This window comes from Bradyrhizobium erythrophlei (assembly GCF_900129425.1).
GTDB classification, from domain to species: domain Bacteria; phylum Pseudomonadota; class Alphaproteobacteria; order Rhizobiales; family Xanthobacteraceae; genus Bradyrhizobium; species Bradyrhizobium erythrophlei_C.
Genome location: NZ_LT670817.1, coordinates 4,573,959 through 4,587,464, shown reverse-complemented (window position 1 = coordinate 4,587,464; position 13,506 = coordinate 4,573,959). Strand labels below are relative to the sequence as shown.

Here is a 13,506-nt window from a genome sequence, read left to right as displayed (position 1 = left end):
ACACGGCCGCAAGTTTGATCTAACCGCGCCCCCGATCACTCGGATACGGCGCTCGCAAGAGAAGTTATGGCGGCCCCCGTCACTGGATACGGCCGATGAGTCTGAACGACGCCCAGCCAGCGCGTTCGCATCGGTCCCTCTAATCCAGAAGGCGCGCGGCCATGCCGACGAAAGCATCTCTATGTTTCTATTTTCTCGCGATTGCCGTTTGGCTGTCGGCTACGTCTGCCTTCGCCCAGGAGGCCGCGCCCGATATCACGCTCAAGCTCAGTCCGGCCGAAGTCGCGGAAATCACGCGATTGGTAGACCTCGCGGCGCCTAGCACGTTCATTGCCCCGCCGCCGCTCGCGTATTGGGATTTGCAGACGAAGATCAGCGATACGCTCGAAGCCAACCCAGACGCAGCGCGCGCGGTCGCCGTGGCGAGGGCGCCGCGATGAGCAGGATCAGGCTTGCCCTCGCCGGGCTTCTCTCGCTCGTCGGCATCGCTACCGCGAGCGCACAGCAGTTTCCCACGGTCGGATACAACACCGTCATAGGACGCCTCGGCGCACACCCGGGCGACACCGGGCCATCGCAGCAGATCCCGTTCGCGACGCTGGAGGCGCAATTCGGGACTAACGGCATCCCGGGCGTCACCATCGAAAGTCAGCATGGCGGCTGCACCGTTTCCGACAACACCGCCGCCCTCCTGTCCGCCGTCAACTCCGTCTCCGGCCCCGTCCGCGTGTTGTTCCCGAACAACTGCACCTATAATTTCACGCAGGCCAGCGCGATCAACTTCACCAAAGAGGGGGTTTACCTCGAAGGGGCAAGTAAGTTCTCGACGGCGCTGCAATTCCAGCCATCGACAGATGGCCCGTTTCTGCAATGGTCGAATGGCGTCAACGAAATCTACGGCGGCGGCATCAGCAAGTTGTCGATCCTGTCAACCGACACGACCCACACCAAGGTCATGGTGCAGTGGTATGATGTCTCGAACTTTGATGCTCATGACATATTCTGCTCGGGCGGTGTCCTTGGAAGTGCTTCGCAATTAACCGGAGGCGCCGGATCGCAATGCATTTACTCGCACGGTCGCGATACGACTACTGTATCCAATGTCTATTTTCAGGCTCAAATCCCTCTTCATATTGGGATGAACCCGCACTGGTACGGTAGCGCCGATCACTATCATTTTTCTGACATGTATCTGGTCAGCGACATCGGCAGCGGCACCCATCCAGTAATCCTGGTCGATCCCGGTGTCGTATTCACAAACACGACCTTCGACGGTTACGAGTCGTGGAACGGCGGCACACACGGCTTCTACTATCCCGGAGGGGAAGCTGCTGATTTTGTTTCTGCCGTAGTCTCGGGGGGCGCTGGCTATACCAATGGTCAGATGCTGACAGTCGCTGGTGGCACCTGCTCAACGCCTATCCAGCTTCAAGTTCTAAACGCTGTCGGAGGTGTAATTCAGGCGCCTCCTGCTGGTGTGTCGATCGCCAATCCCGGCGTCTGTTCGGTTACGCCCTCCAATCCTGTTTCAGTCACGACGGGCAGTGCAACATTCAATCTTGGGCTTGTCGCCGGATATCGTCTGTCATTTGCGAACGTGCGAACTGAACAGGGATCGTCCGGCGCTGCCGACAGCTTCTTCATTAGCCCAGCCGCACAGTTGCAGGGGCTGACCATCAGCAATTCCGATCTAGACGGAGTCCGCTGCGGTGTGTTTCTGAAAAACACGCTGTACGCGACGATCCAGCAATCAACCTACCTGTCGGGTGGCTGCGGCACGGCGGTCAATGCAACGTTCGCCAACAGCAACGATATGCTGTCCTACAAGGATAATTTTTGGCAATCCGGCACAACGCAAACCGTCACCGGAATGACGGCGGTTAACCTTGGCGGCAGCCCGCCCGGCACGTCAGCAACGGTTCCTCCGACAGCGCTCTATAGCTCGACAATTTCGGGAACGACTTTCCAGGCGCTTGGCATTGCCGGAGTTGCGGTTTTCAACGGCTCATCCGGCGCCACAACGGTACAGGCGGCAGCTACGGCATCCGGAACGGCCGTGCTCCCGGCTCCTGCCGGGACCGACACAATTGTGGCTCGCGCCACGACCGACACTCTCACGAACAAGACGATCGACACGGCCGCGCCTAATACGATCAAGATCAACGGCAACTCGCTTTCGGCTCCGGCGGGAACGGCAACCGTCACGGTGCCGAATTCCACCGACACGCTGGTAGCTCGGGCAACCGCTGACATCCTGACGAACAAGACGATCAGCGGCATCAACAATACGCTGACTGTTCGCATCAACGGGGATGTGAGCGGGCTTGGATCTGGCGTGCCGGCTGCGCTAGGCGGGGCACTGAACACAGCGGGTGGCCCCGCGGCTGTGCTTAACGCTACACCGGCTATTGTAGATGGCAGCGGCGCTGCTCTATCCCTTACCCTGTCGCAAGAGGGGTATCAGGTCGGTAATATGGTCCACCAGCTTGTCTCGGTGACCTATCCCTCGACAGCGAGCGGTGCGACTGCCCAACTGAATGGATTGGCCGTTACCGTGCCAAATCGCACGAGCGCTGCGCAGTGTTTTGTCACTTCGTCGAGCGCGGGATTCGGCATGCTTATCAAGCCGATTGTGAACACGAAAAATCTCCAGATGTTCACCTCGGGAAACGTTGCGGTGACGAATACTAATCTAACCGGCGCGACGGTCAATTTTGAGTGCATCTATCCGGCGACCTAATAGACCACGCCAATCCAACCGCGACCGCCGGCAGCCTCTATGATTTCGGTCGGCCGACCGAGTATTTTTTCCAGTTGCTATTCGGATCGCTGTTGTCGCTGGCCGAGAACACCACGCCGAGGCCCTCCCAATGCGAGAAGCGCCCGTTGGCGATATCAGCGTGTACGGTATGTGCCGGGCCTAGCGCGATGTCGTTTTCATATACGATGAGCGGCGACCGAAACGGATCGTCCGAGCGATCAGCCATAGCATCCAGCTTCGGCAGGATTGCGATATAGCCGGCCTTTGACCCTTCATATCGGATGAACGGCCCCTCGAGCCAGATGTGATCCTTCGGCGGGTCGGGCGGCGGGACATAGGTGTATTTCAAATAGCCCGCGACGGCGAAGTAAAATGCGAAGGCCGCCAACCCGACCTTGATCTGCCTTGATCGCGTCCACCGTTCCGCTAATTCCATCGCTTTACCCCAGCCTAGCGCGCGAGCCGGCGCTGATCGAGGGGGACCGTTGGAGGCGCCCCGACCGTTGTTGCTATTACTATGACCCCAGCCCTCGGGCAACAACGCTCCACGGCCGGCCATTCCCGTGCCGACGAAAAGCGCAGCCGGTTATATTCAACAACAACTAAAAGGTACGCTTTCCGAGCGTTTACAACCAATATGATTCTCGGATATCCAGGGCTAGTGATCCGCATTAACGCAGCAATCTCGGTCCTGGCGTTTGGTTTACAGCGATTGGCCTCGGTTGGGCTCGTCGTCGGTGGCTCCCATATCCTAGGATCGTTGGAATTCGGAAAGTTCGCCCTCATATACGCGCTTTGCGTAAATGTCGGGAGCGTCGCTATCGACAGCCTTTCCGCCACGGCTGGGGTCTACGTCACGCGAAAATCGGTCGAATCGGAAGAGGCGGCGGCCGTAATCATTCGAGCAATATTCCGAGCGGCGGTTTTCGTAGCGATTGTTCTTTCAGCCGCGGTCTTCGTCGGGGCTGATGGCTTGAGCCGTATCGCAGGTCAAGGCGGCGGCCTGAGCGACCTCTACAGGATTGCTGCCTTGCTGCTTTTGTTCCAGATACCGGCCGCCGTCCTCAACGCTACACTCTATACGATCGACCGTGGGAGACATGCCGCGGTTTGCACGGGCACTTTATCGATTTTGACGGTTGTTTTGGGCTTGCTAGCGGCAAAGAGCCTCGGCGCCACGGGAATGTCCCTGGCATTGGCATTTACTTCGATGCTGGGATGCTCGACATATCTGATTTTACTGCCCTCAAAAATTCGATCGACCATTTGGAAGGGTAGAGGATTTCGCCAGATTTATTCCGACTTGCCAGTGCGGAATTTTATATTCCCGACGGCGGCATCCATGTTGTTGACAACGCCAATCCACCTAGTTTGCCTGAACATGCTGGCCGCATCTTCAAACGGCCTTCACGAGACTGCAGTCTTCAGCGCGTTCTATGTGATATGCTCTCTATTCTTGTTCGTTCCGGCCGCGCTGTCGAACTTCATCGTCCCACATTTGACCCGCGTCATTTACAAAACGCGACAGCGGTTTGCTTTCACCGCAGCGATCACTCTGGGCCTCATTGCTGCGGTCAGTTTTGTACTTTTAGCTTTCGTCTTCCTGACATGGCACTGGATCATTCTGCTTTTCGGTATCGACTTCCGGGCCAGCGGACAAACGCTTCTTCTTCTGGCTGCCGTGGGTTTTACAAGCTCTCTGTTGGTCGGCGCAAACCAGCTTATGTGGGTGACTGGTAAGACGGCTCAGAATTTCGGTTTCACTCTATCCTGCGCCGTGTGTTACCTGTCCGCGACTCTTTATTTTGTTCTGCATGCGGGCTGGGGATCGGCAGGCTTGGCAACGTCGCTGCTCGTTGCGCAGTGCCTCCAACTATGCATGTATGCCGTCGTTTACGTTCGGAAGATGTTTTCCGGCGGTGGCTTGGTGGGGGAGAGGTCGGCCTGATGGATATTCGTCATCAGTTTTTATCGTTGCGTGCAGCATCACTTTTTTTCGCTGTTATCGGATGTGGGGTGATCGCATCTTATGCTGCCGGCCGACTTCTGCCGTTATGGATCTCCGCTTTTATATTGTTTCTTTCCGTCGCTGCTCTAGTCGCGTTTTTGATTGCGGGGACGGTGGGGGCTATTTCGTTTCTGGTCTACGGGTTCTTTGCTCTGCCATTCGTCCACCTAATTCCGTACCTTTTTTTCGACTGGAATTATCAGCCGGCTCACCTATGGATACCAGGGGATCTCACCATATGGGGGCTCGCGACAAACCCGTACATGTTTGATCTTGAAACAATCAAACTTACGGCCGAACTGGGTGCGGCGGGTGTAAGCGGACTGTTGGCCGGAATGTTTGCCCGTTACGCAAGACCTGAGGGGCGCAATGACGGCTTCTGGAAGAATGTACCACCGAAGACGCTAAATATTGTTTGGTTCTATGGCCTTCTGGCGATGGCCTTGGTTGCCTCAAAGCTCGCCTCGCCGGCGAGGACAATTTTCGAAGCGGAGTATGCCGGAGTCGGCACCTCATCCGAGTCTTTAAACTTTGGGTCCCTCGGACTTGTTTCTTATTCGTTGATTATCCTGTGTCTCGTGGATGCGATATTCGACTCCAATCGTCGCACCGGAATTTGGAAGCTCGTCGCGTTAGTCTGTTCTATCTTGTACGTCGTCATCTGGCTCCAATTTGCTCGGGGGGACCGCGAATCCATACCGATGGTTATTGCGTGCGCGATACTATTTTGGAGATGGGGCGCCCCGCATTTCGCGCGCAGCAAATCTAAAATTGTTGCACTTCGAGCTTTGGCGGTTGCCTTGGTAATCGTAGTGATGGCAGCTGGCTTTGTGTTGCAATCGCTCAGGCAAAATCTTGTCGGTAAGAATTTGAGCGATATTGTCTCTATTGCCGAGCAATCGTATTCGGACCTCAATCCTGTTGGCTCTAAATTATCCACTTCTGCCGCGACACCTCGTGCTGCTGAAGCTGCCCAGCAACCTACAGGTAGGGGCGTTCTGTTTGATAGGATCGATAGGATCATTCCGAAGGGCACATGGTCCGCCGTTATGCTGACCCCACTTAGCGTTGCCGGAGACAGTTTGCGTGGCCAATTGCCCATGAAGCTTGGTCAAACTTATCTCGATTTGATACTCTCAATTCCGCCAGGGTTTGTGGCCTCGCGCTTGGGATATCATCGGCCGATCGATGCGGACCACGGTCCCGCACACGAAATGAGGTATGGGCAAGGTGGCACTCACGCCGTCGTTGTTCCGTTCATGAATTTTCGAATAATTGGAGTAGTTTTAATCCTGGCCGCTTGGGGTTGGCTGTTTGCTTCGGTCGAACGGCGCACTTCGAACATCGACCCGCCGTGGGCCATTCAAAAAGTGACTGCATATGGAATGACGTGCGCAATTATCCCACAATGGATTTGGTACGGTGAGAAGATATTGATTACCGGCTTCTTCATTTGGCTTGCCATCTCGGCATTCTACCTGTTCGCGGCCACAGGTAGGGTGGCCGTTGACCGATCCTTCGCTCGAAAAAATATCTGAACCGGCGCGCGAAAGCCGCCCCTCTGAGGTGGGGGCTTGGCAATCGCTGCAAATCAGTTGATGCTGTCCGTGGGCCTAGAAACCCGGACCAGTGATAAGCCGCACCATTCCTTGTCAGAATGCTCTCGATTGGCGTCGAGAGTTGCGGCTGAATGTCAGCACCCCCGAAAGGGTATCCGCTGACAACGGACGAGCTTGGCGGCTCGGCTCCGAACCCTGCCATATTGGCCGGGGGTGAGCGCGCTGTCCAGAGGGGCAACCCTTAAAAACGCTCTGCCTGTCTCACTGGCAGGTTTCTAGCCCCCGGCTGCTCGGTCTGACACCGCGCAAGGCCCTAGAAAGCCAAACCAGTGAGCCCAACCATGACACTCGAAAGACCTATGTTTCCGCCCCGCGCGGACTCCGTGGATTCGTTCCCCCTGCAACCCGCTATCGGACAGCCCGAAAGCCAAACCCTCACCGGTGACTCTCCCAGCCCGTTTGAGGATGTGGATCTCGCGCTCCTCCGTTTTGTTCGATACCTGATCCGGATCGGCCTAACGCTGGAGGAAGCAAGGGTCGTCATAGCCGGCGAGGTCGAGCGCTTTCGTACGGGCGCCACCAACAGGCCGCGCCGTGTGCTGGTTGGCACGCGCTGGCTCACGGTTTGAGGGAGGCACCGATGACAGCAACCATTTTCAAATTCCCTTACGACGCATCCCGCCGCGTCTATTCCCGCCGGCCCCGAGCGTCGAAAAACGGGACACCCGAAGAACGGGCAGCGTCGCAACCGGACCGCCAGCCCGGCCACGACCGGAAACCTAACCACAAGGGCAACAACCCACTCCGGGCGCGGTTCACTGCAATTTCTCGAGGTGTGACCCTCGTTGGTAAGGTGACCTTCGGTCGTCACGGCTTTGATCCATCAGAATTGCATTATACCATCCGAGAGTCATGGTTGCAGGACCTCCGCGACTGCGCAGCGCACTCGCGTTTCATCACGGGGGAGATAGAAGAGGCGATTAAGCGGCTTGGCGGCCTTTGAGACGATCCGCATTCGTGCGGGGCTATCCAGCTATCTGGCCGCCCGCTTCACCCCGGGCGGCCTTTTCCGTCTGCCGGGCCGGGCTCGGGGATTCGCCCATGCGCTGGCGCCGATCGACCGGCACTCGGGAGCCCGCAGCGGCAGGACGCACCAGCGGGCTTCCTGGGGAAGCCCTCCAGGCCAATCGCTGGCCGTACATCGCCCGGAGCAATAGCATCCGTTGGGCGAGCAATCCTTGCTGCTGCGGGACGTTGCCGGCCAGCCGAGCGGCTTTCAAATCATCGTCTAGGCGCGCCATGTGGAATGCGAAATAGGTCGGGCTCATCGTCAGATCCTTTCTCGAATCAACATCAACCAGCAGTAGTTTAGCCGATCTGCGGCGCGCGCGGGACTTATAGCCCAATCCCTAATGCTTCCCATGCATCTAAAAGGGGAAGCAATCAGCAGTCAATTAGCTGATATCGCTGCTGATTAATTTCCGTTGACACGTATCAGGCTATCACATGGCGGTTGTCGCCGGAGTGGTGTTCTTCGCGGTCCGCGCTTGGCTGGCGCTGGTGCCGGCGCTGACGGTTGGCTTTCCGATCAAGAAATGGTCTGCTGCCGCGGCCCTCGCCGCCGCGGCGTTCTATCTGCTGCTGTCGGGTGCCGAAGTCGCCACGCAACGCTCGTTTTTCATGACGGCGGTGGTCTTGATCGCCGTGATCGTCGACCGCCGCGCCGTGACGCTCCGGACGCTGGCGGTCGCTGCCATGATCGTGCTGGTGCTCGCGCCTGAAGCGCTGGTGCATCCGAGTTTGCAGATGTCGTTTGCGGCCACGCTCGGACTGGTGGCCCTGGTGCAGGTCGGCATGCCGCGCCTGTTTGCCTCGCCCGATAACTCGGCGACCGCGCGGGTGGCGTTGTGGGGCGGACGGGAGCTTATGACGCTGACCCTGGCGTCGTTGGTGGCGGGGCTCGCGACCACGCCCTATGCCGCCTTTCACTTCCATCGCGTGACGCCGTACGGCGTGCTTGCCAATCTGGCGGCGATGCCCGTGGTCTCGGCCGTGGTGATGCCGGCAGGGCTGCTCGGCCTGGTTGCAATGCCCTTTGGCTTCGACGGCGTGTTCTGGCGGGCGATGGGTTGGGGCATCGACTGGATGATCGCCGTCACGCAGTGGGTCGCGGGCTTGCCCGGCGCCATCGGCCGGATGGCGGCATTCGGGATCGGTCCGCTGATCGCGGCGAGCGTCGGGATCGTTCTGCTGGGACTGTTACGGACGCCGCTGCGCTGGTCCGGCGCGGCAGTGCTGCTGCTGTCCGTGATCTGGGCGCTGGCGGTGCCGCAGCCGGATATCCTGATCTCCGGCGACGGTCACAATGTCGGTGTCCGTGGCCGGGACGGGCGGTTACATCTGATGCGTACCGCCAAGGATGCGTTCCTGCTGAAGGAGTGGCTCGCCGCCGATGCCGACGACCGGCAACCCGGCGATTCCTCGCTGACAGAGGCCGTCTCGTGCGATGATGCGGGTTGCGTGGTCCAGATGGCCGGCGGCGGGTTCGTCGCTCTGGCGCTCAAATCTGAGGCGCTGACGGATGATTGCGAGCGCGCGACGCTGGTGGTCACAACAAGGCAGGCGCCGCCGAATTGCCCATCGCCGGTGATCGATCAGGATCGTCTGCGACGGCAGGGCGGGCTGGCGCTGCACCGAACCCGGGCCGGATTTGCTATCGACGCGATCAGGCCAAAAGGCGTCGACCGGCCGTGGTCGCCTGCAGTTGGCGGCGATACCGAGGATGAAACAAGCCTCGTGCCTCGCACCGCAGTCCCGCGTTCCGTGGACGCAACACCGGCAGAATTCGACCTGCAAGCGGACGAGTGAAATGATTTCGCGCCGTCATTCCGGGTTCATGCGTTCATTATAGTGCTTCGGCGTGCCCCCGGAACAACAGGAGATAAGCCCGATCAATACTTCCGGTATAGCCCGATCAGCTTGCCCTGAATCTTGACCCGGTTCGGCGGCAGGATGCGGACTTCATAGGAGGTGTTGGCGGGTTCCAGCGCGATCGAGGCGCCGCGGCGGCGGAAGCGCTTTAGGGTCGCTTCCTCCTCGTCGATCAGCGCCACCACGATATCGCCGGTCTCGGCGGTCTCGTTGCGCTGGATCAGCGCCATGTCACCGTCAAGGATACCGGCATCCACCATGGAATCACCGCGCACCTCGAGTGCGTAATGCTCGCCGGAGCCGAGCATGTCCGGCGGCACGCTGATGGTGTGGCTGCGCGTCTGCAACGCCTCGATCGGCGTGCCGGCGGCGATACGGCCCATCACAGGCACGGCGACCGGACGGTTGCCATCGTCCTCGGAAGCGGCGCTGGAAGCGCGGACCTTGCCGAGCGTGCCTTCGATGACGCTGGGCGTGAAGCCGCGGCGGCCATTGCCGTTGCCGCCGCCTGAAAGTTCGGGGAGCTTGATAACTTCAATGGCGCGGGCGCGATTGGGCAGGCGGCGGATAAAGCCGCGCTCTTCCAGCGCGGTGATGAGGCGGTGGATGCCGGACTTCGAGCGCAGATCCAGCGCGTCTTTCATTTCATCGAACGAGGGCGGAACGCCTGACTCCTTCAGGCGCTCGCTGATGAATCGCAGGAGTTCATATTGTTTGCGCGTGAGCATCTCGAGCGTTCCCCAGGTTGACATCGTTTGATTCCGAGACCTTGGAGTCCGAAGCTCTCGCTTCACAAGACTCCATTTGTAGACGTATTTACTCGAAACAAATCATGAACGGACACTATATGTTCCATATGTGTTCCGCAACCAATTAATTTCTCGTCAACGGGATCAGGTTTCGGCGGCGAATGCCGCCCGAGGGTTCAGGTCGGAAGCCGAAGGATCTCGCAAGGCGAGCCGGCGAGGGCTGCCGGCGCAAACGGTGCACGGATCACAAGCCCCCGTGCCGCAGCGAGATTTCCAAGCAGCGAACTATCCTGATGATCGACCGGCGTGGCGATCAGGGCGCCGTCGGCGCGCACTTCGAGCCGGGCCCGCAGATAGTCTTCGCGCAGATCGTTGGCGCCGACATTGCGCCCGAACAGTGCGGTCTCGGCGATGTGGTGGATGTCGGCGCGCCCCGACAGGCTGCGAATCAGCGGCACCAAAAACAGGAACCCGCAGACATAGGACGATACGGGATTGCCGGGCAGGCCGATCACCCGCATCGCGCCGAGCCTTCCGTGCATCATAGGCTTGCCCGGCCGCATCGCGATCCGCCAGAACGCCATCGCCACGCCTTCGGCTTCCAGCGACTGCTTGACGAGATCGTGGTCGCCGACCGACGCCCCGCCCGTCGTGATAAGGATGTCGGCGCCGCTGTCGCGGGCACGGCGGATGCCTTGTTTGGTCGCCTCGACGGTGTCGGCGGCGATGCCGAGATCGATGGTCTCGGCGCCTTCGGCCCGCGCCAGCGCCCGCAGCGCGTAACCATTGGAATAGACGATCTGGCCGGGGCCGGGGGTCGAGCCCGGCATGACCAGTTCGTCGCCGGTGGCGAGGATGGCGACCTTCGGCCGCCGGCGCACTGAAAGTTCGGGATAATTCATGCCGGCGGCCAGCGAGAGGTCGCGGTCGGCGAGGCGGGCTCCGCGTGCCAGCAGCACGTCGCCCTGGCGGAAATCGATGCCGGCAGGGCGGATATGCCGTCCCGCCCTCGCTGCCTCCGTAATGGTGATGGTGTTGCCGTCCACCGCGGTATCTTCCTGGATGATGACGGCGTCGGCGCCGGCAGGGATCACCCCACCGGTGAAAATCCGCACCGCTTCGCCCTCACCGACGGTCTTTTCGAACGGGCGGCCGGCCGCGACCTCGCCGATCACCTTGAGGCGCACACCGACGTCAGGGCCGTCGGCCGACCGCACCGCATAGCCGTCCATCGCCGACATCGCCTGTGGCGGCTGGGTCCGCAAGGCTGCGACGTCACGCGCGAGCACGCGGTGGTAAGCTGCGTCGAGTGCGACCGTCTCCTCAGGCAGCGGTTCGGCACCCGCGAGGATGGCAGATAACGCGTCGGCAACCGGCATCAAGGCCACAGCAACACTCCCAAAACTTCTAGATCCCGAGCGCGGCGAGCGCGTCGGCCACGTCATCAGGTGATGTCACGTGGACCGCCATCAAGCCCCGGGCCCGTGCGCCTTCGATGTTCTCGGCGAGATCGTCGAAGAACACGATACGGTGAGCCGGCACGCCGACCGCTTTCACCACGTGATCATAGGCTCCCGCGTCGGGTTTCCGAAGTCCGATCGATGAGGACAGAAAGATTTCACGGAAATGACCGAGCACATTGGCGTAGGCCCGCGAGAAATGTTCCACGTGGGCCGCGTTGGTGTTGGAAAAGGCGTAAAGCGGCAGGCGCTTTGCGGCGCGTGCGAGCAGCGCGGCGATGCCGGGCATTTCACCGGCGAAGATCGCGTTCCATCCTTCCAGGAATTGGGGATCCGATAGCCGTATGCCCAGCATTTGGCGCAGGCCTTCAAAGAATTCGGCGTCGCTGATCTTGCCCTGCTCGTGGAGCCGATAGATCTCATCGCGCCCAAATCGCCCGACCAGATCGGCCGGCTCGCAGCCGGCGTGAGCGGCCCAACATGCGAGCGTCTTGTTGATATCGACATCGAGCACCACGCCGCCGAGGTCGAACAACAGCGCATTGGCGGCGCCCGGAGAGAGCGGGGGCAGGGTCATGGCAGTCGTCTACGAAAATTGGGTGCAGGGGCCACGCTGTGACCACGTCCTGTCTGACGCAACCCTTGGACCCAGCCCCGACGTCGCGTTCGGCCGGAAAATTGTGAGCAGACAACCTGCGGCCGCCTCATTCGATGATCTCGTCGGTGTGGCCACAGCATCGATGGCACATCGAGGCTGAGCACCTTCGCCTCGCTCTCAATACCGGTACGGCTCGATGTCCAGCAACGGAAACGCGCTGAACACATGCGGCAGGTTGGTCGGCGTCGCCGGGTGCAGATAGGATTTGTCGAGTTCAGCGAATTTTGTGACGCCGAGCAGGCCCAGGCACCGCGCCACCTCGTCTTCCAGCAGCTCCAGCATCCGCACGATTCCGGCTTCGCCGCCAGCTGCGAGCGCCCAGCAATGCAGGCGCCCGATGCCGACGAGATCGGCGCCGGAGGCGATCGCCTTGACGATGTCGGTGCCGCGGCAGAACGAGCCGTCGACCATGATCTTGGCGCGGCCCGCAACGGCGTTGACGATCTCGGGCAGCACATGCATGGCGCCGCGGCCGTGGTCGAGCTGACGGCCGCCGTGGTTGGACACGTAGATCCAGTCGACCCCGTGATCGAGCGCGATCGCTGTGTCCTCGGCGGTGGCGATGCCCTTGATGACCAGCGGTATTTTGTACTTGTCCTTGATCAGCTTTACGGTGCGCCACTCCAGTCCCTTTTGGAAATCGCCGCCAGTGGCGCGGATGCGGCTTTCGCGGACATAACGCTTGGCGATATCGCGTTCGCGCCGACTGTAATGCGCGGTGTCCACCGTCAGGCAGAACGCGGCATATCCGTTGGCAACGGCGCGGCTGACGCAATCCTCGACGAAGGCGTCGTCGCCGCGGACATAGAGCTGATAGATGCGCAACGCGTCGGGTGCGGCTTCGGCGGTCTTCTCCAGGCCGGGCTCGGAAACCGAACTCAGCATATGGGCGGCGCCGAACGTACCGGCGCCACGCGCGACGCTCGCGCCGCCGCCGGGATCGAAGATCTCGAGCGCGCCGACCGGCGCGATCATCACCGGCAGGCGCAGTTTGCGGCCGAACACCTCGACCGATGGGTCGACCTTGGCGACATTGCGCAGCACGCGCGGCCGGAACGCAAGCTCGTCAAGCGCCATTCGGTTGCGGCGCATCGTGGTCTCGGTCTCGGCGGCGCCGACGATATAGTCCCAGGCGTTCTGATTGAGGTTGGCGCGCGCCTTGCGGACGAACTCGTGCAGGTTCTGGAACTGTTCGCCGCTGGCGCCGAGTTCAACGGCCGCCGGTGGGATGCGGGTCGCCTCGTTCATCGTGTCCTCCCGGGAGTGCTTGACTGCTTCGTCTTGGTCTTTTCGCCTATCGCTTCCCGAGCTTCCACGCCATCCCAAAAATTGCTATGGCTGGTATCGGCCGGAACAGAGCAAAGAAGCCCCGGTCCATCG

At 60.4% G+C, this 13,506-nt stretch carries 12 protein-coding genes and 1 pseudogene; 7 read left to right on the top strand and 6 right to left on the bottom strand.

Annotated elements, in window-relative coordinates:
• Positions 1-161: 161 nt before the first annotated feature.
• Together B5527_RS21855 and B5527_RS21850 are read left to right on the top strand one after the other, a co-directional pair.
• The gene (locus B5527_RS21855) at positions 162-440 is read left to right on the top strand and encodes a hypothetical protein (protein WP_079603382.1); all 279 of its coding nucleotides are present in this window, start codon (positions 162-164) and stop codon (positions 438-440) included.
• A complete protein-coding gene (locus B5527_RS21850) occupies positions 437-2,740 on the top strand; it encodes a hypothetical protein (RefSeq protein WP_079603381.1) in 2,304 nt (767 codons plus the stop codon). Before B5527_RS21855 ends, B5527_RS21850 begins: the two co-directional genes overlap by 4 nt.
• A gap of 37 nt (positions 2,741-2,777) precedes the next feature.
• On the opposite strand, the gene B5527_RS21845 is transcribed toward B5527_RS21850, so the two are convergent.
• Positions 2,778-3,197, bottom strand: a complete 420-nt coding sequence (locus tag B5527_RS21845) for a hypothetical protein (RefSeq protein ID WP_079603380.1) — start codon at positions 3,195-3,197, stop codon at positions 2,778-2,780.
• Positions 3,198-3,422: 225 nt separating this feature from the next.
• Here B5527_RS21845 and B5527_RS21840 point away from each other — a divergent pair, with 225 nt between their 5' ends.
• From B5527_RS21840 to B5527_RS44330, 4 genes are all read left to right on the top strand, one after another.
• Complete coding sequence (locus tag B5527_RS21840; RefSeq protein WP_154072437.1) at positions 3,423-4,709, top strand: hypothetical protein; 1,287 nt, start codon at positions 3,423-3,425, stop codon at positions 4,707-4,709.
• Positions 4,709-6,307 (top strand): hypothetical protein, encoded by a 1,599-nt coding sequence (locus B5527_RS21835; RefSeq protein ID WP_079603378.1) that lies wholly within the window; start codon positions 4,709-4,711, stop codon positions 6,305-6,307. Before B5527_RS21840 ends, B5527_RS21835 begins: the two co-directional genes overlap by 1 nt.
• Before the next feature lie 404 nt (positions 6,308-6,711).
• Positions 6,712-6,957: a hypothetical protein gene (locus B5527_RS21830; RefSeq protein ID WP_154072436.1), complete on the top strand. Its 246-nt coding sequence runs from the start codon at positions 6,712-6,714 to the stop codon at positions 6,955-6,957.
• An 11-nt stretch (positions 6,958-6,968) separates the two neighbouring features.
• Positions 6,969-7,331: a hypothetical protein gene (locus B5527_RS44330; protein WP_154072435.1), complete on the top strand. Its 363-nt coding sequence runs from the start codon at positions 6,969-6,971 to the stop codon at positions 7,329-7,331.
• A 22-nt stretch (positions 7,332-7,353) separates the two neighbouring features.
• On the opposite strand, the gene B5527_RS21825 is transcribed toward B5527_RS44330, so the two are convergent.
• Entirely contained in the window at positions 7,354-7,656 is a 303-nt protein-coding gene (locus B5527_RS21825) for a hypothetical protein (RefSeq protein ID WP_154072434.1), read from the bottom strand.
• Between the two features lie 163 nt (positions 7,657-7,819).
• Between B5527_RS21825 and B5527_RS21820 the strand changes: the two are divergent.
• Positions 7,820-9,196 (top strand): annotated as a pseudogene (locus tag B5527_RS21820) (ComEC/Rec2 family competence protein); the annotation flags it as partial.
• Between the two features lie 83 nt (positions 9,197-9,279).
• Here the strand turns inward: B5527_RS21820 and lexA are convergent.
• From lexA to B5527_RS21800, 4 genes are all read right to left on the bottom strand, one after another.
• Positions 9,280-9,987, bottom strand: a complete 708-nt coding sequence (gene lexA, locus B5527_RS21815; protein ID WP_079607422.1) for a transcriptional repressor LexA — start codon at positions 9,985-9,987, stop codon at positions 9,280-9,282.
• A gap of 197 nt (positions 9,988-10,184) precedes the next feature.
• Positions 10,185-11,396 carry a gephyrin-like molybdotransferase Glp gene (gene glp, locus B5527_RS21810; protein WP_079603374.1) on the bottom strand — a complete coding sequence of 404 codons (1,212 nt, stop codon included), beginning with the start codon at positions 11,394-11,396 and terminating at the stop codon, positions 10,185-10,187.
• Between the two features lie 19 nt (positions 11,397-11,415).
• On the bottom strand, positions 11,416-12,045 hold the full coding sequence (locus B5527_RS21805) for an HAD family hydrolase (RefSeq protein ID WP_079603373.1): 630 nt from the start codon (positions 12,043-12,045) through the stop codon (positions 11,416-11,418).
• Positions 12,046-12,243: 198 nt separating this feature from the next.
• Positions 12,244-13,374: an alpha-hydroxy acid oxidase gene (locus tag B5527_RS21800; RefSeq protein ID WP_079603372.1), complete on the bottom strand. Its 1,131-nt coding sequence runs from the start codon at positions 13,372-13,374 to the stop codon at positions 12,244-12,246.
• Between the last annotated feature and the right edge of the window lie 132 nt (positions 13,375-13,506).

Bases quoted from the DNA above. Each gene is read 5' to 3' on its own strand.
- B5527_RS21855 (WP_079603382.1), top strand. From the start codon at position 162: ATGCCGACGAAAGCATCTCTATGTTTCTATTTTCTCGCGATTGCCGTT.
- B5527_RS21850 (WP_079603381.1), top strand. From the start codon at position 437: ATGAGCAGGATCAGGCTTGCCCTCGCCGGGCTTCTCTCGCTCGTCGGC.
- B5527_RS21845 (WP_079603380.1), bottom strand. From the start codon at position 3,197: ATGGAATTAGCGGAACGGTGGACGCGATCAAGGCAGATCAAGGTCGGG.
- B5527_RS21835 (WP_079603378.1), top strand. From the start codon at position 4,709: ATGGATATTCGTCATCAGTTTTTATCGTTGCGTGCAGCATCACTTTTT.
- B5527_RS44330 (WP_154072435.1), top strand. From the start codon at position 6,969: ATGACAGCAACCATTTTCAAATTCCCTTACGACGCATCCCGCCGCGTC.
- B5527_RS21825 (WP_154072434.1), bottom strand. From the start codon at position 7,656: ATGAGCCCGACCTATTTCGCATTCCACATGGCGCGCCTAGACGATGAT.
- lexA (WP_079607422.1), bottom strand. From the start codon at position 9,987: ATGCTCACGCGCAAACAATATGAACTCCTGCGATTCATCAGCGAGCGC.
- B5527_RS21805 (WP_079603373.1), bottom strand. From the start codon at position 12,045: ATGACCCTGCCCCCGCTCTCTCCGGGCGCCGCCAATGCGCTGTTGTTC.
- B5527_RS21800 (WP_079603372.1), bottom strand. From the start codon at position 13,374: ATGAACGAGGCGACCCGCATCCCACCGGCGGCCGTTGAACTCGGCGCC.